The sequence below is a fragment of the Portibacter marinus genome, from assembly GCF_021533195.1.
GTDB lineage: Bacteria > Bacteroidota > Bacteroidia > Chitinophagales > Saprospiraceae > Portibacter > Portibacter marinus.
The window spans coordinates 70,728-91,822 of sequence record NZ_JAJNKB010000005.1 but is presented as its reverse complement, the minus strand read 5'-3'; the positions used below and the strand labels follow the sequence as shown (position 1 = coordinate 91,822).

Sequence of the window (21,095 nt, the reverse complement as noted above, 5' to 3'; positions counted from 1 at the left end):
ATATTAATTGGGGTATTTCTTAACTTTAAGCACATCTCTTCAAAATGGATAAGAAAAAAATAAGGTGGGGCATCATCGGTTGTGGCGACGTAGCAGAGATAAAAAGTGGACCTGCTTTTAACAAGATCAAAGACTCAAAATTGCTGGCGGTAATGAGAAGAAATGCTGATAAGGCTGCTTCATTTGCAAAGAGACATCAGGTGCCATATTCTTATTCTGACGCTGATCTTCTCCTTGAAAATGAGGAGATTAACGCAGTCTATATCGCTACTCCTCCTTCTTCACATCTGGAGCTGGCCATCAAAAGTTTGAAAGCCGGAAAAATGATCTATCTGGAAAAGCCAATGGTTTTAAATATCCACGAAGCCCAATTACTGAATAAAGCGGTGCACGATCATCGTGCGAAGTTATGTGTGGCACATTATCGAAGAGCTCTGCCTGCCTTTCAAAAAGTAAAAGAACTTCTCGATGAAAAAGCCATTGGCACGGTGAGATTGGTTGAAATAAACATTCGCCAACCCCTTCATTCTGATCTAATTGCTAATACTGATGAAAACTGGAGAATAGTACCTGAAATTTCGGGGGGTGGATATTTTTATGATCTGGCACCCCATCAATTGGATTTGATGTGCTTTTATTTTGGAGACATTGAAGAGATTTGCGGGCTGGCAACCAATCAATCCCGTTCATATGAGGCCAACGACATGGTAACCGGTCTGATTAAGTTTAAGTCCGGTGTACATTTTTCTGGCACATGGGCATTTAATATTTATGAAAAAAATAAAGAGGACAACTGTATAATCTACGGATCAGAAGGAAGAGTTCACTTTAGCTTTTACGGGGACCAGGTAACTCTTGACAATGCAAAAGGAAGTCAAACTTTTAATTTTATTAATCCCAGACATATTCAAGAACCGATGATACAAAAAGTAGTAGATTACTTTTTAGATGATAAAGAATGCAATCCCTGCAGCGTACAAGAGGCATTGGTAGTGCAAGAAATAATGGAAAAATTTACTAGAAGCTATGGTGCAAACTGACCTGCAATTGGTCCTTCGCCCATCCGTTGGTTGTTTGTCGCATCCAACCGATCTGGGTTCTTAGGCTATTTAGTATTCCATATCCCAGTCCAAGATAGGTCCGGTTTCTGTCGAAAAATGGTACAGTCTGGCCACTTCCTATCTCACGTTGGCCATTGATAAACAACTCGTTATACAGTGCTATATAAATCGTTCCTTTATTAAAAGAAGAATCATTTAGTAAAATATTCAAAAACAAATTATATCGATACCGAGTTCTCATGTCTTGTTCTGGGAGCCAACGCTGTTCGTATCGAAATCGATGGGTCAATTTAACTGCGCTTGTCAAGGATTGAGGAATTAAGGCTTCCTGATAAATCCGGTTTTCAACTACTGTTTCAGTGCTTTCCCCTGGCGTTCCTGTAGTAATATTTGCATAGCCAAGAGTAAATAGAACATTAGAATTCTTCTCTAAATAAGTCAAGCCTGACCGTAAAAGCAATTGTTCTAAATCTCCACCCAGGTTCCAATTCCGATATTGAAAATCACCTTGCATCCCAACAGGACCATCGCCAAGTTTAGCATTGTAAAAGTACATATACCAGGCACCTAATTGGTCCTCGTCCACAGATTGAGCTGTAGCATTAACACTGAACAATAGTGATAAACAAGTAATAAAACAGGTAAGTATCTTCAAGTTCTTGATTTGAAGGCGAATTTAGCAAATCTTATATTAATAATGTAATCCAACATAGGTGGCCCAAAACCAAACTGACCAGCGTTAGTTGGTATGTGCTGTCGTATTATGCCGTGTCTCTGGGTTGATGCACCTCATTCTTTTTTTGGGTTTGCGGATCAACTTCTACGCCGTCAGCTTGAGTCCCTTTTTTGTTGATTGCCTGCTCTTTCAGACTTTGATTATTTTTTTCTTTAGGATTGTCCATAATATCTTTTTTTTATCATACCAGAATAGCGATATAAATGTTTTGTCACACCTTTAATTTGTATTTCAGACCAATACCTTAAACAGATATTAAACTGAGTGGTTATAATATTAAGCTTTAAGTTCATATTTTGGAGCTTAAGTGAAAAACTGCAGTTTTTTTAATTACAAAACGTAAAAAATGGAGAATAATAACGGAAATGGCGGAGAAGCCTGGGATGTAAATGAATCGAGCAAATGTCCATTCCTTGGAGGAAAATTAAAAGGCAGTGCCGGAAACGGAACTGCTAATCGCGATTGGTGGCCCAATCAACTGGACCTGACCATCTTAAGACAGCACAGTCATTTGTCAGATCCTATGGATGAGGATTTTGATTATGCAGAAGCCTTCAAGAGTCTGGACCTGGCGGCCTTAAAAAAGGACCTGACAGAACTAATGACGGATTCACAGGATTGGTGGCCTGCCGATTATGGTCATTATGGACCATTTTTCATAAGAATGGCCTGGCACAGTGCTGGCACCTATCGTATTGGTGATGGCCGCGGCGGTGCAGGATCAGGTCAACAAAGGTTTGAGCCTTTGAATAGCTGGCCGGATAATGCGAATTTGGATAAGGCAAGATTACTATTATGGCCCATTAAGAAGAAATATGGCAGAAAGATATCTTGGGCGGATTTGATGATTTTAGCGGGGAATGTTGCTCATGAGTCGATGGGTCTAAAAATGTATGGATTTGCCGGCGGTAGAGAGGATACGTGGGAAAGCGAAAAAGATGTTTATTGGGGATCCGAGTCTGAGTGGCTTGGAAATGAGGCCAGATATAAGGATGGTGAACTTGAGAGCCCGTTAGGTGCTGCTCACATGGGTTTGATTTATGTCAATCCTGAGGGGCACAACGCAAATCCTGATCCAGTGGAAGCTGCGGAATACATCAGAGAAACATTTGGACGTATGGCCATGAATGACTACGAAACAGTAGCTTTGATCGCTGGAGGCCATACATTTGGCAAAACACACGGAGCAGCTGATCCAGAAAAGTATGTAGCTGCTGAACCAGCTGCTGCCAGTATTGAATCTCAGGGTATGGGTTGGCATAACAGCTATAATTCAGGTCTTGGTGCAGATACCATTACCAGTGGATTGGAAGGAGCATGGACAGACACACCAACTCAGTGGAGTCACAAATATCTCGAAAATTTATTTAAGTATGATTGGGAATTGACGAAGAGTCCAGCCGGTGCCTGGCAATTCAAGCCGAAAAACAATGAAGGAGCAGGTACTGTTCCAGATGCTCATGATCCATCTAGAAAACATGCACCTTTTATGTTGGTTACAGACCTTTCGCTAAGAATGGATCCTGAGTATGAAAAAATATCAAGACATTTTCTTGAGAATCCGAAGGAGTTTGCAGAGGCTTATGCCAAAGCATGGTATAAATTGACCCATAGAGACATGGGGCCAAAAGAAAGATATCTTGGACCAGAGGTGCCATCAGAGGAGTTGATTTGGCAAGATCCCGTTCCAGAAGTAGATCATGAATTGGTGGGCAAAGCAGAAATTGATGCATTAAAAGATTTGATTCTGGATTCAGGCTTGACAGTTTCAGAACTGGTGTCTACCGCCTGGGCTTCCGCTTCTACTTATCGAAACTCTGATAAGAGAGGCGGTACGAACGGTGCACGAGTGAGACTAGCTCCTCAAAGGAATTGGAAAGTCAATAATCCACCTCAACTTCAAAAAGTTTTAGGTAAACTGGAAGAAATTAAAAATGGGTTTGGTAAACCAATTTCATTAGCTGATTTAATCGTTTTAGCTGGAAATGTGGGCATCGAAAAAGCTGCTAAAGATGCAGGATTTGATATTAGCGTTCCTTTCAAGCCAGGCAGAGCAGATGCGACAGAGGAGCAAACAGATGTTGAATCATTTGAAGCATTGGAGCCAAAAGCTGATGGGTTTAGAAATTATCAAGGGGTTACTGACGGACCATCTGCAGAAGAAATGCTCATTGACAAAGCACAACTTATGACATTAACTGCTCCGGAAATGACGGTATTGATAGGAGGTATGCGCGTTTTAAATACCAATTATGATGGTTCACAACACGGCGTGCTGACCGATCAAAAAGGCAAGTTAACCAATGATTTTTTCCTCAATCTATTGGATATGGGAGTCACCTGGAAGGCTTTGGACAAAGGTCAACATGGATTTGCTGCTACCGATAGAAGAACTGGCGAACAGAAGTGGACTGGTACCAGAGTGGATTTAATCTTTGGCTCAAATTCTGAACTGCGGGCAATCGCAGAGGTTTATGCTTGCTCAGACAGTGAAGAGAAATTCGTAAAAGACTTTGTAGCTGCATGGCACAAGGTCATGAATTTAGGAAGATTCTAACTTTTAGATTTTTCATAATAAACTGATTAATAAGGTGGCTTGCCCAAACGGCAGGTCACCTTTTTTACATCATTTACCAATTGATCCCATTTACCAAAACCATTCTGAAAAAAAGTAGCATTACAAGGCATAGGATGAGTGGGATCTTATAAATTTTTTGACCTAATGGATTGGGATGGGTATTTATCTCTCTATGCAGACCCGCTGAAGCCCATAGCCAGGGAATCGAAAAAGCAAACACTAAAAAGGGTGTCAACGCCTGACTCATTGGCAATATACGAAATGGAATCGTCAAGACGCAACCTATAAAGCCAGATATTACGGCCATGTATAATATGACGCGAAATCTTACACCATCGGTCAAAAGCTCTTTCCTTATGGGTGCCAAAGTTAGAAGTAGTCGACCATAGATGATTCCCAGGAAAGCCATAGAAACAAGCGTAAATATGGACAAGCCGATTAGGAGGTTTTGATTGAGATCTAAATAGTAAACAAGTGCATTTCCAACATCTGTAGATGGATCTAGAAATCCAATGGCGATCTGGGGCAAAGACTGAAAAATTCCATGAAAAGAGAGCCAAAAGAAGATCAACCGGACAATAGCGTTTGAAGATTTTATTTGAAGGAAAACGACCATAAAAATGATTCCACAGATAAAAATGCCTGCGGCACCAGACCCCTGCATGAGATTAACCATTTCATGATCTCCTTCCCAGGTATGGTTATTGTGATAGAGCGTGGCCGACAGTCCAAGCATCTTCTTACCTAATACCAGAAACAGTTCTTGTAGAAAGAAAATAACGTTAAATCCAATCACATATGACAGCGCACCATTATAAAGCAGGATTGGAACTTTGACGCCTTGAATGGCTGTATTATGCCTTCTTTTTTTTCTGCTCAACAAATTTAATAAGCCCCAGATCACAGGTATGACCAGTAAAAGAATTAGGGTTACTTGGACAATTCTCATCTTTAGAAACATTGGTTATCCTAAAGACTGTTTATATTTCACAAAGAGGCATAGTATGCCAAAATATCGACTGATTCCTGTATTCTATTGACCAAACAATGGATTTGCAAGCGGTGTCTTCACCTAATCATCCACTGCAGCAAAAACCATTTGGCGAAATTTCCAGCTGGACTCATCTCCCGTGCTACCCTGGGTTTGTTTCATCAGAACCCCAATAATGTTTTCTTCCGGATCAGCAAAATATTGAGTATTAAAATATCCACCCCAGTCAAAAGTACCTATTCCTCCCCTTCCTGCTTGAGCAACACCGTTTTGATCCACAACACCAAACGCCAATCCATAAAAAGAACCACCATCACCCCAGTGATCACTAATTTGATTACTCATCATACTTTCGATTGTCGTTCTGCTTAAAATTCTTTTTCCATTAAATCGACCTTCATTAAGATACATTTGCAAAAATTTGGCATAATCTAAAGCGGTGCTAGATAATCCGGCACCCCCTGAAAAGAATTTCTTTGCTCCTCTTTTCGGGTATGCAGGATCGTAGAATGTGGTAGGATAATTCTCCCATTTATCATTCACCTTGTGTTGTACCTCAACCAATCTATCTTGCTTATTATCAGGCAAATAAAAGTAAGTATCTTCCATTCCTAAGGGCGTAAAAATCTCTTCTTTTAGAAAGACATCAAATGGCTTTCCAGATACAATTTCAATGAAATACCCAAGTACATCCAAACCTTCACTATAAGTGAACTTTTCGCCAGGATGATGATGAAGGGGAAGTTTAGCCAACTTAAGTACACTCTCCTCAATCGTTATATCTTCCGTTGTAAACAGATCGGTGATACCAGCCTTCTGATAAATCAATTTCATTCTTTCATCCCCATCAATAACGCCATAACCGAGTCCAGCTTGATGTGTCAATAAATCTCTTATCGTAATCTCTCTTGAAGCCGGTTCCGTGGTATAACTCGTGTCGCGGTAAGTGAAACCCTTCAAAACCTGAGGATTTTTAAATGCTGGTATAAATTTAGAAATCGGATCATCCAAACGGAATAGTCCACGTTCCCATAATATCATTACTGCGGTAGAAGTGATGGCTTTTGTTTGGGAAGCAATTCTAAAAATGTCATCCCTTTGCATTTCACTACTGTCTTCGCCTGAATTACCGTAAGCCTCGTGAAGCACGATGTGACCGTTTCTTACAATCAAGGCAACTGCACCAGGAATATGATTGGACTCGATCTGTTGCTTTATCATACTGGATATCAATCCTATTCTATCGTCTGACATGCCCGCTTCAGTGGGTGAACTGTATGTCAGTGATTGAGGATATGTACCAATGGTGTTTTGAGCCATTAATCCTGTGGACAGGATTAAAAAAATCATATGGAGCTTTAACTGTTTCATTTCGCTGGTTTATAAGACAATTTAGAAAATTAAATGTATTTGGCCGTAAGGAGACCGAACAGAATTCGCAAATGCGGACTAACTTGTGTATGGAAAAAATACTTATTGCAGGAGCAAATGGTTCTACTGGAAGGAAAATTACCAACCTATTGAAAGATAGTGAGGCTTATCATCCGATTGCCATGATTCGAAAATCTGATCAAAAATCGCACTTTCATGAGCTAAATGTGGAAACCGTTCTGGCTGATCTGACCAATGATCTAAGCCCTCTTCCCGGTGATATCGATAAAGTGATTTTTGCCGCTGGCTCCGGAGGAGAAGCAGTAGTGGAAGTAGACCAGGAAGGTGCTAAAAAATTAATTGATTGGTCCAGGAAAAACGGTATTTCAAAGTTTGTTATGCTTAGCTCAATTGGCGCTGACGAACCGGAAAAGGCAGATCAGCTACAAGAATATTTAAAAGCCAAACACAATGCAGATGAGTATCTTAAGCAGAGTGGCCTTCCTTACACCATTGTCCGTCCGGGAAGTTTGACAGACGAAGGTGGTTTGAATTACATCAAATTAGAAAAACATCTGGAAGAAATGGGAGAAATAAGTCGTGCTGATGTTGCAAAGACGCTCGTAGAATGCCTTTCTGATAGCATCGGGAAAGAGCAGACTTTCGAAATTATCAAAGGAGATACTCAAATAGAAGAAGCTTTAGATAAAGTCACTTCGAAATAGACAGATCCCTGATTTTCACAGTTTTATATTCCATTGGATGACTTTCAGCTTGAAGTGCAATATAACCTTGAGTTAATGGCTGACCGTCCACATAGTTCACTCCTCCATCGGGAGCATCCTTTGCATCAAATATCGGATGAGTGTAAGTCATCACAGTATCGCCCTCAATGATGTGATGTATGATGCTATCACCATAAACCAATAATTCTGCAGTTACCCACTGATCACCATGGTATGTATCAGAAGTGGAACTGATACAATGAGTAGTGACCAATTCATCATCTATGGTCACATGGCTATTCGGTGTACATAAATTTCCAGTGGAGCGCTGATCCTCTCCATTTCCACCTAGAAACTGATATTCTACACATATCGGAAAGAACTGATCAATGGTCATGGTTTTGGGGTCCTGGCTGTGAAACATGATACCGCTATTCCTGTAAGCCCAACCTTGTCCACCAGGAGTCTGATCACCTTTGAAGCGGTATTCAACCATCATATGATAAGATGAAAACGGGCGTTCGTAAAATAAGTGACCATATTGAGTGGTAAAGGTATCATACTCATCGTAATTGATTTCAAGCACACCATCAGTGACCCTAAAAGTATTTAATCCATTGACCCCATATTCATACCCTCCAATTTTGGGTGTCCAACCTTCCAGATCTTCACCATTAAACAATGTTTGCCACTCGTCCTTATCAGATTGACCCGCCTTATTAAAAGAGCTTGGCCCTGTGTCTTTACAGGATACATTCACTATTAAACAAAGAAATAAGCATATAGAAGGTCGAAACATATCAATCATTTTATAGTCTGACAATTTATATAAAATAAATCGTTTAGATGCATGTGGTGACCGATTGGACTTTAATTTATTGCCAGTCGAGAAAACCTTCTTCTGATTTCACCAATCGGGGCTGCTGCGTATTTAACTGTTGGCCCTCCAGTACTTTTTGATAATAGCCTAAATAGTTGGAGGCCATCACATCACTGTTATAGTATTCTTTGGCATACTCATGACAGGTTTTAGCAGAAAATTGATGCCAATACAAGAGCTCATCTGCCATTTCACTACTGCTGTTTGTCAAAAAACCAACATCTTCAGTGACCAATTCCTTTAAAGAACCATAAGGTGTCCCATACACAGGGCAGCCATAAAATAAACTTTCAATGATCGCCAGACCAAAGGGTTCATGCCATCTCACTGGAAAGATCAATCCCCTGGAGCCATTGACCAACATATCCTTCTCCCTGCCTCCAACCATTCCATGAAATCTGATTCTCCTAGAAAAAGTCAATCGGATGCCCATCTTAACATTGAATCTGACTCCACCCAGGACCCGTAAACTTTCGTCTGGTGTTTTCTTAATCACTTCTATTGCTCCACTTACATTCTTCACACGCCAGGCTGCCTTTCCCAAGAAATGAAAGTAAGACCTTTTCATGTTAAAATCAGGTGACGAGTAGTCTAACCAATTTAAGCCATTATAGACAAATACTTCAGAGTTATACCGATTCGCATGATTGCGAGAAACAAAAATCGAGTTATGATTTAGCTTTAGGTGCTGTGGCGTATTACCATGAATAGTAATGACATATGGTACAGTAATCTGGTCCATATCACCTGGCATGTAATGTAGGTGTAGGACATCAGCATCTGGAGGGATCAGATCTTTAATCAATCCATCTTCATCCATGTAAATGACATCAGCAAAGTCACAAATTGATCCGGACTTTAAAATAAAAGTCACCTTGTGGTTTTGCTTCACCAATGCCTGCGCTAAAGACCATATTACTCTTTCTGTGCCTCCATAAAGATAGACTGGCAATTTACTTTGATGCGCCAAGACGATATGCATAAACTGAAATTACGGATGCACAATGATTTTCTGATGAACGAATGTCTCACCAACCAGTACCGTTAGGATATAGGTACCTGCCACAAGATCGTCCTTAAGGTTGTAAATGTACTCCGCTCCTCTGGCGGTGCGTTGATCGAGTAAAACACCCATGCTGCTATAAAGTCTCACTTCGTTGATATAATTGCTTCCCAAAATGGTGATTTGTTCATTTGCCGGATTAGGGTAAACAAAAATATTGGCAGCTACAGCAGCATTGTCAAGCCGAGAATTTTCTAAATCTTCATAGAATGTACAACCCACAGCTTTGCCGGGCATGTTTTCATCTAACCAATCGAGTCGAAGTCTAATCCATTCTTTCATAGATACTAACACTTCATCATAAGTTTGAGCCATTACATACCTTGCAGGATTGGGCCAAACATAAGATCCAAGGACTGGCCAGCGCTCAAAATTTCGTTCCTGTGCAGAACGGATTACATCATGGAGACTGTCTATCTTTGAAACGATCTTTTCATAAGAAAGTAGGTCACTTCTTAAAGATTCGTAGCGGCAGCGAAGACCATTGGCAAAAAAATCATCCCTCAGCATTTCATGCCACCAGAAGGGACTGTTTCCACTGCACTGATAGTAAATTAAGCCATCAAAATCTTCGCCCCTACAGTAATCTGCATTACCAAAAGATAGGTTATAATCCCACACAGGGCTGGCCACCAGGCGACCATCTTTGCTATTTCGATCCTTGTGAAAATAGCTGCTTAGTCTATAAGCATCCACGTTCTTACTAAGTTCATTAAGTATGAAATTGTCAAAAAATGACCTCAGATTGATATATTCGGAATAGTGTATGCCCAATTCGTTTTCTCCATCCCGGGATGCAATGGCGTCCTCAAATCCATCCATAAAAGACCTGATGTACAATTCTTGTTCCAGCTGAATGTCAAATGCACTTGGATAGTAGTATTGGTAAAATATGTTCTTGGAACTATTATACGCATCATATTTGGAACTCCATCCATCATGTCCACCCTTATCGATCCTGAAGATGTAACCTCCCGTTAGAGGATCATCCTCAATATCATTCGCTTCAAGTCTAGATATGTCTACCCTATTCTTGTCTCTTTTGATTTTTTCCATGATCACATAAACCCCCTCATACTGCCCATTGAGCACCAATTCCACATATCTGGTTCTACTGGCATAGCGTCCCATATCACGGGCTACATCCATCGCCAGCACATTGTTCATCAAGGTTTTGTCGGAATAAGGTGCATAAAGGATAAAATCTTCCTCACTGGGAAAATTAAGGAAGCTTTTGTCCTGGTCTTCCCCCAGTTCATTCCAGGTTTCCATCAAATAGGACTTTCTAGGGAACGACTGTGAAGATTCGCCTCTTATTTCTATGCCAATGTTACTTTCAAAATGAAAATTTTCATCGTTTAATGAATTGATCATGCCTTCGCCATTGTATATGATTTTGACGGTGGCAGGAATTTTTGGCTCATTCACAATCATGGTGCGATTTTCGGTTTCTACTATGACAATGGGGAGCTCACTTTGTGTAAACTGGGCACAAAGCAAAGCAGGCAGTAGAATATGAATGAATAGCAATATTCGGTGCATTGGCCCAAAAATATAATTTATTTCGGATATCTCTATTGATTCAGCCAGTTCTTAAAATCTGATGTTCTTGCTCTGCTCACAATGAATTCATGATCTTTAATCTTGTCAATGGTCAGTTTTAACCTATGATTAAGGTAGGGTGCAATTTTAGCTATGCTTGCTTTGGCAACAATCTGACTCCTATTGATTCTAAAGAAATATGCAGGATCAATGGACGCCTCGATTTGATCCAGAGGTTCATCTACGATAAATCTTCCCTGATCACACTCCAAAAAGGATAAGCTGTCTTCGGAATAAAAGTAAATGACTTCAGTTGCATTGATTTGTATGTATCCATGGCCTGCTTTTACCAGAAAACCACTTCGATAGACTTTAGGTTTAAGACTTCCTAGCAAATTCTTGATCGTGAATGGATCAATGATGCTTTGGGTATTTGACTTTTTAAATTTATGAATTGCAACAGATAACTCACTTTGCTTTATAGGTTTAAGTAGATAGTCCACACTATTCACTTTAAAAGCTTGAATGGCATATTGGTCAAAAGCCGTGGTAAAAATGACAGGAGTTTCAATATTAATGTGCTGGAAAATTTCAAAACTAAGCCCATCCGCCAATTGAATATCCATGAAAATTAGGTCCAAAGGTGGCGCTGAATTCAACCACTTTTCGGTATCCTGAATACTGTCAATCACTCCCAGGATTTCAAATGAAGTATCCATCGCTTCCAGCATTCTTTGTAATTGTCTAGCTGCTCTTTGTTCATCTTCAACTACTAATGTCCGTATCATCTTACAGCACTTTTTAAAGTCAACAAAGGCAAAGTCACCACAAAATGATCATTTCGCGTTTCTGCGAGGACCTCCTTTTCAGTGATTAATGCATATCTTTTCTTGATATTCGATATTCCCATTTTAGTAGACGGTACCATTGTGGATTTTGGCTTTATCTTATTGATTACTTGTAATTTATCATCTATTATATTAACCTTAATTTTAAGTGGATTAGATGGAGAGACTATATTGTGTTTGATTGCATTTTCCAATAAAATCTGGAGGCTCATCGGAACGATCGCCCTTGTAAGTTTTTCTTCTGGTATGTTCCATTCCACTTGCAAACCTGAACCAAATCTTTCTGATTGAATGTGAATGTATGATTTTGCAAATTTGATTTCATCTTTTACTTCGATCAAATTTGCATTTCCAGACTCTAAAATAAACCGATATACATCTGAAATTTTATCTACAAATTCTTTGGCTTCTTCTTTGGTATTTTGGTCAATGATATCTCGCAATGTATTTAAAGTGTTGAAGAAAAAATGAGGTTGAGCCTGATTACGGAGAGCATCTAATTGCGCCTGAACTATAGCTTGTTTGGCCTGCTCCTCCTCTCTAATAGACTGTCGTAATTTGATGTAAAAGTAAATGGCTTCATAAATGGCCATTGTCATCAGACTCACAAAAATGATCGGCAATACATATTCAAAATCCGACTTCGGATCAAAATTTACTCCGATCGCCTGAGATAAGATAAGGGTTCCTACATAATTGACCAGAAACAGAGAAGATATACAGACAATCGTGAATAAACTGATTCTTTTGAAGCTGTCTTTTAATTTAGGAAATAATTGTCTGAACTGAATTAGGACTCCTCTGGTCACCAACCAATAAAAAGTAGAAAAGAACAGGGAGATGCTCCATCCTATCACAGCATTTATTAGAGACAGGTTTCTTCCAAATGAATTATTGAAGAGTAAATCCATGGTAAAGCTAAGAACCAAGATGCCTAGAACCATGAACCATTTATCGTCGAAACCCAGATATTTGATTCTCCTTTCCCTGTTCAATAATTTCATGAGGCTAAGATAATGCTATCAACGGTAAACCTTGTTTTGCCTGGTAAAATGTAAAGGCAATCCATGAAGCATAGAGCAATCCAAAAATGACGACTGCCATAAACTTAGCTAATTTTTTTACATTCCATGAGTTAGAAACCCATAAGGCAAAAAGTGGAATGACCTGAATGCCATGTAGCCCAAAAAAATGCGCTACTCGAAGATCACCCGCTATGGTGCTCCAATTGAGAAGTGGTATGCCTTGGCCCCCATCCGGGACTCCAACATTATGTGCCATCTGACCAATCATTTGACCGCCCACCCAACTACCACCGATGACCACTATCCAACCAAGGACAATGGCAATCTGCAGCATTAATTCCAATTTTAGGCGGAGGCGAATCGCATCCATAAAGAGCAACAACATGATGATGACATTGACTCCTATTAAAATTCCCATCATTCCAAATAGAATCCCATCGAAAGGGTTAGAAACGTTGTAATGAGAATGCACACCTCTTGCTGCCTGCAAATTGATGATGATCATCTCGATAAGGAGGGTCCACGCTACAACTCCATTGATGAGTCTGGTCTTTAACCTGGAATATGGATAAAAAGTGATCAAAAAACCAACGGTCGACATATAGATAGCGGTAGAGATATTGAATTTCAATGGCTTAATCCAAACATTGACCCCTTTCAAGGTTCGCTCATCTAGAATCAATCCAGCTACACTGATCACAGCAAGTAATAGAATGAAGATTATACACCCATATAAAAATGGACTGTTGGTACGAAGTGTTTGAATAATATTTTTCATGATTGTTTGTTAAATAATCTGCGAATGATGATAAAGAGTAAGAATCCAATGGGCCCTAACATGAAAGTGCCGATGAGGCAGGGAACTATAATCAAGTGATGGATTTCCAATTTGCGATTCTGATCCAGAATCCACATACCCACTAGTAAGTCAAAAGCCAGGTAATGTACCCAGCCAGCCAGCACTGCATTTTCTTTGGTAAACAGTTCCATGACTGACTCCAGGGTACTAAAATCGAGACCGCCGCTCCTCATGGATATAATGATATAGATGGCGTATACGCAGGAAAGAAGGACAGGAATGATCTTTCGGTCCATTAGAAATCTGGTCACTTTCCAATTTGGAGTCAATATCATTAGTAACCACATGATCATGGCTACTGGATTGACGATTGAAAAAACTGTATTAGCTGTCATATTATTTTATTTTTTCTTTATGATGAGGTAAAAATGGGGGATGATGTCTTGTTTTGAAAGGCAATTCTGCTGAAACGTCGTTTTTTAGGTTTGAATGGCGATCGCTGGCAAATGGAATTTGCCAGTCCCATAGCAGTTTACTGGTCCCAGGGCAGTTTGACGGTCCGTGAACACTATGCTCTTACAATCCGGTCGCCCAGTCGCTTTACTTCCTCTTGCAAATAATTGATTTTCTCTAAAAGCGCATTCTCCATGTGTCTGTCCGCAGCATCCTCGATCGATATAGCTGCCATAAATTCCCACACTTCTAAGATTTCCTGTCCGGCCAAACAAAAGCTGTCATACAATGGATTATCAGACTCCAAATGAAACATGCCGTTTTCCTCTATTTTTGAAATACGCTTAAAAACAATGCCTTCATCTCTGGAAACGACAATGTACCTTCTACCCTCTTTTATATCAGCTATAGATTCTACCCAACTGCCAATAATATAAGAACCATCAATGACCGGCGGCATCGAATCTCCATTAACCGGAAAAGCACGATATTTTTTCTTCATAGGTAAGAAAGGAAAATAAAGGTGATCCAATTGCTCGATATACTCCGGATCACTATAGTTCCCAAGGTACCCTGCACTCGCATCATGCGGAACAATTTCAATAATGTCATTCCCCTTCTGATCAACCTGAACAGGAAAAATCATTTTATCGCTGCCTGCTAACTTTTCAATGTCTACTTCACTCAGATCTATGGTCAACAAAGCATCGACAGAAATTTTAAAATACCTGGACATTCTGAGTAAGGTCTCGATTCCTGGATCATGAACCCCTTTTTCATACTTCGCTAAATTAGACCTACTGAGACTCAAACTTTCCGCCAGTTCCTTTTGCGATAAATCCTGACAAGTTCGCAGATACCTGATGTTTTCAGCTAATATTCTCATAAATTATTTGTTCGTATTTATCACATTAATTAAAGCACAATTCGGGATAAATATAATACAATTGTGAAAAAAGAAAAGTATGAATTTGTCATTCAACCATTGACCTAAACAAAAACACACATAAAACGCTTTATTATAAAAAGCATTTAATGAAAATTACACTTATCGTTTTAGGAGTCCTAATTGCCGGATTTATTGGCTTTCAAATATATTCTATGATCAATACTTCCAATATCGAAACTTATCCATACAATGTTGTGAAGACCGTTGATGATGTTGAAATTAGAAATTACGAACCAAGCCTATTTACTAGTGTGAACCTAAGCACTGGAAAATACAAAGAAGGTTCTAGAAAAGGATTTTCTGTTCTGGCTGATTATATTTTCGGCGGAAACAAAGATAATGAGAAAATAGCCATGACTTCTCCTGTTTCAATGTCCCTGGAAGACAATATGGAAATGATGTTTATGGTCCCAAAGAAATACAATAAAGAAAATCTACCTCAACCTAATCAGTCCAATATCGACTTTAAAGAAATACCAGCTAAGACAATGGCGGCTATCCAATTTGGAGGATGGGCCAACGATAAAAAAATAGAAAAGCATAAAAATGAACTGAAGGATATCTTGGAAGCCAATGGTATAAATTATTCCAACTCATTTTATTTTTTCGGTTACAATGCTCCTTATGAGATCTTCAGTAGGCGAAATGAAGTAGTAGTAGAATTAGAAAATCAAGAAAAATTCCAACCATAGCATTGATGTGAAAGTGCTTGCCCTTAGCCTAAATAACTAAATTTTTAATTTGTTCGTATTTATCACATTAATCATCTGAATAAATGTGATATTTATGCTGATCTTTGTCATATTACCAAAACCTGGAATATGAACAAAGCCATCGTGCATATGGACCTGGATACATTCTTTGTATCGTGTGAAAGACTTGCAGACTCTTCCTTAAACGGTATTCCGTTAATCATCGGAGGCAGTAAAGAGCGGGGCGTGGTTTCATGTGCCTCTATAGAAGCCAGGAAATTTGGTGTCAGATCAGGAATGCCTCAATTCATGGTCAATAAGCTCTGTCCTCAGGCCAAGGTAATCAAAGGTGATTTTGATTTATACGCCAGATGCTCTGAAACGGTAACAGAAATCATACAGGAAAGCGCACCTCTTATGGAAAAATCATCCATCGATGAATTTTACCTTGATATCAGTGGAATGGACAAATATTTCGGTTGTCTTAAATGGACTACCGAATTAAGAGATCGAATCGTGAAACATTCCGGACTTCCAATTTCATTTGGCTTATCCATTAATAAAACCGTCTCGAAAATGGCTACTAATGAGGGAAAACCATATGGAAAATTGATGATTTCAGAACCGGATGTGCCTTATTTTATGAATCCCCTTCCCGTCATTAAACTTCCTGGAATCGGCAATAGCACTTTTCAGGTTTTATCCAGAATCGGTATACGCAAAATTGGAACATTGGCGGAAATACCTACAGATGTGATGGGAAAATTGTTGGGGAAAAATGGTATTTCTATTTCTCAGAAATCAAAAGGCATTGACCATACCCCTGTAAAACCTTACAGCAAGAGAAAATCCATTTCAAAAGAAAGAACCTTCAATGCTGACACTATGAATAAAGTAATGCTACATACCCTACTGACACACATGATTGAAGAATTGTGTTTTCAGTTAAGAAAGGACAATTGGCTGACCTCATGTATCTCCGTTAAGATTAAGTACAACAATTTTGACACCCATACCAAGCAAAAGAACATTGCATTTACCGCCTGTGATCAGACGCTTAGAAATTATGCATTTGAGTTGCTGGATAAAGTGTACGAACGTAGGATGAGGCTACGATTAATCGGCGTTTCCTTTAATAAATTGGTTCGTGGTAAATATCAAATCAACTTATTCGATGACAGCGTAGAAAAAATCCAGCTTTATCAGGCGATGGATAAAATTAAGTCTCGCTTCCATCCGGGAGTTGTGCAATGGGGAGCCGGTTTCAGGAATAAAACATCCGCAAATGTATCTTAATTGTCACTCTCAATATTCCCTCAGATACGGGACTTTTTCCGTGAAGGAATTGGTCTTGAAAGCGAAAATGGAGGGCTTTGAAGCATTGGCACTTACAGACATCAATAACACAACCGGAGTTTATGATTTCATCCTGGAATGCCGTGAAGTAGGTATAAAACCCATCATAGGAATTGATTTTAGAACTAAAAATCATCAGCATTTTGTAGGCCTGGCACAAGATCGGGAGGGATTTCGTGAAATGAATGAATTGCTTTCTGCGGTCAACAGGGGGGAGCAAAAACTACCTGACATTGCACCGGACTGGAATCATTGTTTTGTCATTTATCCATTTGGACATGAACCTGAAAAATTAAGATCATTTGAATTCATCGGCGTGAGCGGAAATCAGTTGAATAGGTTTCGGCAAAGCCAATGGTATAAACATCAGGATCGAGTAGCCATTCTACATCCAGTGACCCATAAATCAATCGATCATTTTGGGCTTCATGCCGTACTCAGAGCAATTGACAACAACATTTTGCTAAGCGATCTAAAACCCAAAGATGCCGGCAAAAGAAGTGATGTAATGTTGCCCATGAATGGGATTTTAGGTCAATTTGATCACTTTCCTGAAATCATAAAGACAACTCGAAAACTTGTTGATCAATGCAATTTCACCTTTGATTTCTCCACTTTAAAAAATAAAAAGACCTATACCAACACCCGTTACAATGATAAGGTTTTGTTGACCAACCTGGCTCTTGAAGGCATGGTCCGCCGATATGGTAAAAATAACAAGGAGGCTAAATCGCGGGTGCTTCATGAAATAGAAATCATTGACAAACTAGAATTCTCAGGCTATTTTCTGATCACCTGGGACATCGTCAAATACAGTATGACCTCAGGATTTTACCATGTGGGGAGAGGTAGTGGCGCCAATAGTATCGTCGCCTATTGTCTTTTCATTACCAATATCTGCCCTATGGATCTCAATCTTTATTTTGAACGATTTTTAAATCCGGCGAGAAAGAGTCCCCCAGATTTCGATATTGACTGGTCCTGGAGGACCAGAGATCATATTCTTCAATATATTTTTACTCGATTCGACAGTGATCGGACGGCATTTGTGGCCACCATTGGCACATTTAAACATCGCAGTACTTTTCGTGAAATTGGGAAGGTATTTGGTCTGGCTAAAGAAGAACTGGACACTTTGGCTAAAAATCCAAGAAGCCATCATGGAAAAACTCAACTCGTCAGGAAAATTCATACCTATGCCAATCAGCTACAGGGTTTTCCCAATCAAAGATCATTACACGCCTGCGGGGTGATTATTTCAGAGGAGCCATTGACTTACTATGCGGCGATGGACATGCCACCAAAAGGTTTTCAGACCACGCAATTTGACATGTATATTGCTGAAGAAATCGGTTTCGAAAAACTGGATATTTTGTCACAAAGAGGAATCGGACACATCAATGAAGCAGTAGATATTATCAGAGAAAACAAAGGTGAAGAAGTAAAAATTGAAAGGTTTCACGATTTTAAAAATGATCCTGAACTGAATAAAAGACTTGCAATGGGTCAAACATTGGGGTGCTTTTATATCGAGTCTCCGGCTATGAGAGGTTTACTTAGAAGACTCAGGTGTTCTGATTATATTACTTTAGTTGCGGCCTCGTCTGTAATCAGGCCGGGAGTTGCAAAATCAGGTATGATGCGGGAATACGTTTTCCGTCATAACAATCCCGACAAATTTGAATATTTCCACGAAGTATTTAAAGAACAGCTTAGCGAGACTTACGGTGTCATGGTTTACCAGGAGGATGTTATGAAAATTGCACATGCCTTTGCGGGTCTGGACATGTCACATGCAGATATTTTACGAAGAGGCATGTCTGGCAAAACAAGATCAAAAAAAGAATTTCTCAGGGTAAAGGAAGCGTATTTTCGCAATTGTCAAGAGCGAGGTTATCCGGAGGAATTGACCAATGAAGTATATCGGCAAATTGAATCATTCGCAGGATATTCTTTTTGTAAGGCTCATTCAGCCTCTTACTCAGTGGAGAGCTACCAGAGTCTATACCTAAAAACTTACTACCCTATTGAGTTTATGGTCGCTGTCATTAATAATTTTGGAGGATTTTACAGAACGGAGGTTTATATACATGAAGCACGTATGGCTGGCGCAAAGATCTGTCCACCCTGCGTAAATCGAAGCGATGTCTATACATCAGTCCAAGGTGAATCGATCACATTGGGTTTCATACACCTAAAGAGCGTAGATGCGGATACCCAACTTGCCATCGTTGAAGAAAGAACTCAAAATGGGCATTACAAAGATTTATTTGATTTCATCGAGCGTGTGCCGATAGGACTGGAAACCATACAAACCTTAATTTTTGCCGGAGCGTTCTTATTTACAGGGAAGTCAAAGAGTAAGCTGGTCATTGAAGCGCGTATGATTTTGACTGATTATAAAGTAGATCATGATAATCAAAGGTTGTTTAGTATATCGAGTCCTGAATATTCACTGCCGGAGTTACCCCATAGCTATGTAGAGGATGCCTATGATGAGTTGGAAATTTTTGGATTTCCAGTAAGCTGTTCCCCCTTTGATTTATTGAAAACAGAATATAGAGGTAGTCATTTTGCAAAAGATCTGCCCCGGTTAAATGGTCAGTATGTGAAGATGGTAGGTTATTTGATCAGCAGAAAAAATGTGCCTACCACTCAGGGAAATATGAATTTTGGAACCTGGATAGATGTCAATGGCGGTTACTACGATACCACTCATTTTGCAAAGTGTCTGGAACGTTTTCCGTTCGAAGGTGGAGGATGTTATTTGCTCTACGGAAAAGTAGATGTAGACTTTTCATTTCCAAATATCATCATTGAACGGATGGCGAAGTTGCCTTTTAAAGTAGATCCACGGTATGAAGACCACGAAACTAAGAAATTTGACCAACAGGCTAGATTTAGGGAAGATTTTAGCAACACATGGAGAGCTCCCTACCCTAGTGAACAGGAAATAGGACTTCCAAGAAAAGCAATGCCCATTAAAAAACCGGAAAAATAGGATTCTGCCTGGTGCTTTCAGTCAGTTTTACCACTCAGTTTGGCAGTAATCTGTCCGATCCAACCTCGTAAAACTTTGACTAAAGAGAGTATGGAGAAAATGATCACTGTCATTAAAAGTATATCAAAAACATTGACGGCGATATTTTCCACACGCTCGTGCATGTCGAGGATAAATCCGATCAATGCAAGTGCGAATGCAATCAATATTAATGGATAAGTGCTACTTTTCATATCTAGTCTTTTAAAATGCTTTCACGACTCATTTATTGAAGGCCCATCGTTTTGATCAACACATGCGAAAAAACAATATAGCCTTTTACCTATATCAGATCGTTTAAAATTATAATAAATAACAAGTTAAGCTGAATGAATTAAAAATTTAATGCTATTAAGCTTTCAGAAAATGAGACCATTAAAGTGCATTCATCAGCAAAAACATAGAAATTTTAACGTCTGACTCGAAAATGATACTCATTCACGGTGCAATAACACCTTTTTCACCCCACTCTCCTAACCATTATTCCTTAACATCAACTTAAATTTGCTTAAGTTAAAATTGAAATAATGAAAAGCATCTACTTATTATATTTCTGTTTCTTATGTACGCCGCTTATTAGCCAACAAGCGAGTAGTGATCTAACTCAAGATAGTTTCAGGATAATCCGGAATTTCACCTTTAACAATGAGGATTTTAAACAGGAAATTAAAATCTCACTTTCCAATCATACGCTTCCTAAGCAATTTCGCTTTTATGGAGAAATAGAGTTTGGAAATGTAGAAATGCAAATTTTGGACCCCCTTGGTAAATATGAAGGTGGGTTTTCATTAAAAAAAGACATGAGTGATAATCGCGGTAAAAAAGCGGTGACAGGCCATTTCGAAAAAGACATCATTCGTCCAATAGAGGGAGATTGGATCATATCGATTTCGGCGGTAAAAACCAAAGGTAAAGTTAAACTGGAAGTGCTGGAAATTGCAAAAGAAGAAATGGATGACCATTAGCAGGCAAAAAATTGGTAAGCA

General features: G+C 39.3%; 20 protein-coding genes. 7 read left to right on the top strand and 13 right to left on the bottom strand.

The window, feature by feature from the left end; translation table 11 throughout:
* The first annotated feature begins 44 nt into the window (after positions 1-44).
* The gene (locus tag L2567_RS13130; protein ID WP_235298246.1) at positions 45-1,040 is read left to right on the top strand and encodes a Gfo/Idh/MocA family protein; all 996 of its coding nucleotides are present in this window, start codon (positions 45-47) and stop codon (positions 1,038-1,040) included.
* Here the strand turns inward: L2567_RS13130 and L2567_RS13125 are convergent.
* Entirely contained in the window at positions 1,018-1,716 is a 699-nt protein-coding gene (locus tag L2567_RS13125) for a DUF2490 domain-containing protein (protein WP_235298245.1), read from the bottom strand. The two genes, L2567_RS13130 and L2567_RS13125, sit on opposite strands and share 23 nt — an antisense overlap.
* Before the next feature lie 106 nt (positions 1,717-1,822).
* Complete coding sequence (locus L2567_RS13120) at positions 1,823-1,963, bottom strand: hypothetical protein (RefSeq protein ID WP_235298244.1); 141 nt, start codon at positions 1,961-1,963, stop codon at positions 1,823-1,825.
* Between the two features lie 180 nt (positions 1,964-2,143).
* Here L2567_RS13120 and katG point away from each other — a divergent pair, with 180 nt between their 5' ends.
* Positions 2,144-4,354: a catalase/peroxidase HPI gene (gene katG, locus L2567_RS13115; RefSeq protein WP_235298243.1), complete on the top strand. Its 2,211-nt coding sequence runs from the start codon at positions 2,144-2,146 to the stop codon at positions 4,352-4,354.
* A 73-nt stretch (positions 4,355-4,427) separates the two neighbouring features.
* Here the strand turns inward: katG and L2567_RS13110 are convergent, their stop codons facing one another.
* Together L2567_RS13110 and L2567_RS13105 are read right to left on the bottom strand one after the other, a co-directional pair.
* A complete protein-coding gene (locus L2567_RS13110; RefSeq protein ID WP_235298242.1) occupies positions 4,428-5,324 on the bottom strand; it encodes a hypothetical protein in 897 nt (298 codons plus the stop codon).
* Between the two features lie 123 nt (positions 5,325-5,447).
* Complete coding sequence (locus L2567_RS13105) at positions 5,448-6,737, bottom strand: serine hydrolase domain-containing protein (protein ID WP_235298241.1); 1,290 nt, start codon at positions 6,735-6,737, stop codon at positions 5,448-5,450.
* A gap of 89 nt (positions 6,738-6,826) precedes the next feature.
* Between L2567_RS13105 and L2567_RS13100 the strand changes: the two genes are divergently transcribed.
* The gene (locus L2567_RS13100) at positions 6,827-7,462 is read left to right on the top strand and encodes an SDR family oxidoreductase (RefSeq protein ID WP_235298240.1); all 636 of its coding nucleotides are present in this window, start codon (positions 6,827-6,829) and stop codon (positions 7,460-7,462) included.
* On the opposite strand, the gene L2567_RS13095 is transcribed toward L2567_RS13100, so the two are convergent.
* The 8 genes from L2567_RS13095 to L2567_RS13060 form a co-directional block, all read right to left on the bottom strand.
* Positions 7,449-8,261 (bottom strand): 3-keto-disaccharide hydrolase, encoded by an 813-nt coding sequence (locus L2567_RS13095; protein ID WP_235298239.1) that lies wholly within the window; start codon positions 8,259-8,261, stop codon positions 7,449-7,451. The two genes, L2567_RS13100 and L2567_RS13095, sit on opposite strands and share 14 nt — an antisense overlap.
* Positions 8,262-8,337: 76 nt before the next feature.
* On the bottom strand, positions 8,338-9,324 hold the full coding sequence (locus tag L2567_RS13090; RefSeq protein ID WP_235298238.1) for a glycosyltransferase: 987 nt from the start codon (positions 9,322-9,324) through the stop codon (positions 8,338-8,340).
* A gap of 9 nt (positions 9,325-9,333) precedes the next feature.
* Positions 9,334-10,947: a CotH kinase family protein gene (locus tag L2567_RS13085; protein ID WP_235298237.1), complete on the bottom strand. Its 1,614-nt coding sequence runs from the start codon at positions 10,945-10,947 to the stop codon at positions 9,334-9,336.
* Positions 10,948-10,979: 32 nt separating this feature from the next.
* Positions 10,980-11,735: a LytR/AlgR family response regulator transcription factor gene (locus L2567_RS13080; protein ID WP_235298236.1), complete on the bottom strand. Its 756-nt coding sequence runs from the start codon at positions 11,733-11,735 to the stop codon at positions 10,980-10,982.
* Positions 11,732-12,799 (bottom strand): sensor histidine kinase, encoded by a 1,068-nt coding sequence (locus tag L2567_RS13075; RefSeq protein WP_235298235.1) that lies wholly within the window; start codon positions 12,797-12,799, stop codon positions 11,732-11,734. The genes L2567_RS13080 and L2567_RS13075 overlap by 4 nt, the downstream gene beginning before the upstream one ends.
* Positions 12,800-12,803: 4 nt before the next feature.
* Positions 12,804-13,598: a hypothetical protein gene (locus L2567_RS13070; protein WP_235298234.1), complete on the bottom strand. Its 795-nt coding sequence runs from the start codon at positions 13,596-13,598 to the stop codon at positions 12,804-12,806.
* Positions 13,595-14,014: an ABA4-like family protein gene (locus tag L2567_RS13065; protein ID WP_235298233.1), complete on the bottom strand. Its 420-nt coding sequence runs from the start codon at positions 14,012-14,014 to the stop codon at positions 13,595-13,597. The genes L2567_RS13070 and L2567_RS13065 overlap by 4 nt, the downstream gene beginning before the upstream one ends.
* A gap of 173 nt (positions 14,015-14,187) precedes the next feature.
* Positions 14,188-14,958, bottom strand: coding sequence for an XRE family transcriptional regulator (locus L2567_RS13060; protein WP_235298232.1), 771 nt, complete (start codon positions 14,956-14,958; stop codon positions 14,188-14,190).
* Positions 14,959-15,107: 149 nt separating this feature from the next.
* On the opposite strand from L2567_RS13060, the gene L2567_RS13055 reads away from it, so the two are divergent.
* The 3 genes from L2567_RS13055 (at position 15,108) to L2567_RS13045 (ending at position 20,070) form a co-directional block, all read left to right on the top strand.
* Positions 15,108-15,713: an SOUL family heme-binding protein gene (locus L2567_RS13055; protein WP_235298231.1), complete on the top strand. Its 606-nt coding sequence runs from the start codon at positions 15,108-15,110 to the stop codon at positions 15,711-15,713.
* A 129-nt stretch (positions 15,714-15,842) separates the two neighbouring features.
* On the top strand, positions 15,843-17,009 hold the full coding sequence (gene dinB, locus L2567_RS13050; protein ID WP_235298230.1) for a DNA polymerase IV: 1,167 nt from the start codon (positions 15,843-15,845) through the stop codon (positions 17,007-17,009).
* Positions 16,999-20,070, top strand: a complete 3,072-nt coding sequence (locus L2567_RS13045; RefSeq protein ID WP_235298229.1) for a DNA polymerase III subunit alpha — start codon at positions 16,999-17,001, stop codon at positions 20,068-20,070. Before dinB ends, L2567_RS13045 begins: the two co-directional genes overlap by 11 nt.
* Before the next feature lie 17 nt (positions 20,071-20,087).
* Here L2567_RS13045 and L2567_RS13040 read toward each other — a convergent pair whose 3' ends face one another.
* Positions 20,088-20,303: a hypothetical protein gene (locus L2567_RS13040; protein ID WP_235298228.1), complete on the bottom strand. Its 216-nt coding sequence runs from the start codon at positions 20,301-20,303 to the stop codon at positions 20,088-20,090.
* Positions 20,304-20,636: 333 nt separating this feature from the next.
* Between L2567_RS13040 and L2567_RS13035 the strand changes: the two genes are divergently transcribed.
* Entirely contained in the window at positions 20,637-21,074 is a 438-nt protein-coding gene (locus tag L2567_RS13035) for a hypothetical protein (RefSeq protein WP_235298227.1), read from the top strand.
* Positions 21,075-21,095: the final 21 nt, after the last annotated feature.

What these genes read in the sequence shown, in the direction of transcription:
- L2567_RS13080 (WP_235298236.1), bottom strand. Translation starts at nt 11,735, where the DNA reads ATGATACGGACATTAGTAGTTGAAGATGAACAAAGAGCAGCTAGACAA.
- L2567_RS13100 (WP_235298240.1), top strand. Translation starts at nt 6,827, where the DNA reads ATGGAAAAAATACTTATTGCAGGAGCAAATGGTTCTACTGGAAGGAAA.
- L2567_RS13075 (WP_235298235.1), bottom strand. Translation starts at nt 12,799, where the DNA reads ATGAAATTATTGAACAGGGAAAGGAGAATCAAATATCTGGGTTTCGAC.
- L2567_RS13060 (WP_235298232.1), bottom strand. Translation starts at nt 14,958, where the DNA reads ATGAGAATATTAGCTGAAAACATCAGGTATCTGCGAACTTGTCAGGAT.
- katG (WP_235298243.1), top strand. Translation starts at nt 2,144, where the DNA reads ATGGAGAATAATAACGGAAATGGCGGAGAAGCCTGGGATGTAAATGAA.
- L2567_RS13035 (WP_235298227.1), top strand. Translation starts at nt 20,637, where the DNA reads ATGAAAAGCATCTACTTATTATATTTCTGTTTCTTATGTACGCCGCTT.
- L2567_RS13040 (WP_235298228.1), bottom strand. Translation starts at nt 20,303, where the DNA reads ATGAAAAGTAGCACTTATCCATTAATATTGATTGCATTCGCACTTGCA.
- L2567_RS13105 (WP_235298241.1), bottom strand. Translation starts at nt 6,737, where the DNA reads ATGAAACAGTTAAAGCTCCATATGATTTTTTTAATCCTGTCCACAGGA.
- L2567_RS13090 (WP_235298238.1), bottom strand. Translation starts at nt 9,324, where the DNA reads ATGCATATCGTCTTGGCGCATCAAAGTAAATTGCCAGTCTATCTTTAT.
- L2567_RS13055 (WP_235298231.1), top strand. Translation starts at nt 15,108, where the DNA reads ATGAAAATTACACTTATCGTTTTAGGAGTCCTAATTGCCGGATTTATT.
- L2567_RS13045 (WP_235298229.1), top strand. Translation starts at nt 16,999, where the DNA reads ATGTATCTTAATTGTCACTCTCAATATTCCCTCAGATACGGGACTTTT.
- L2567_RS13120 (WP_235298244.1), bottom strand. Translation starts at nt 1,963, where the DNA reads ATGGACAATCCTAAAGAAAAAAATAATCAAAGTCTGAAAGAGCAGGCA.
- L2567_RS13065 (WP_235298233.1), bottom strand. Translation starts at nt 14,014, where the DNA reads ATGACAGCTAATACAGTTTTTTCAATCGTCAATCCAGTAGCCATGATC.
- dinB (WP_235298230.1), top strand. Translation starts at nt 15,843, where the DNA reads ATGAACAAAGCCATCGTGCATATGGACCTGGATACATTCTTTGTATCG.
- L2567_RS13130 (WP_235298246.1), top strand. Translation starts at nt 45, where the DNA reads ATGGATAAGAAAAAAATAAGGTGGGGCATCATCGGTTGTGGCGACGTA.
- L2567_RS13085 (WP_235298237.1), bottom strand. Translation starts at nt 10,947, where the DNA reads ATGCACCGAATATTGCTATTCATTCATATTCTACTGCCTGCTTTGCTT.
- L2567_RS13110 (WP_235298242.1), bottom strand. Translation starts at nt 5,324, where the DNA reads ATGAGAATTGTCCAAGTAACCCTAATTCTTTTACTGGTCATACCTGTG.
- L2567_RS13095 (WP_235298239.1), bottom strand. Translation starts at nt 8,261, where the DNA reads ATGTTTCGACCTTCTATATGCTTATTTCTTTGTTTAATAGTGAATGTA.
- L2567_RS13070 (WP_235298234.1), bottom strand. Translation starts at nt 13,598, where the DNA reads ATGAAAAATATTATTCAAACACTTCGTACCAACAGTCCATTTTTATAT.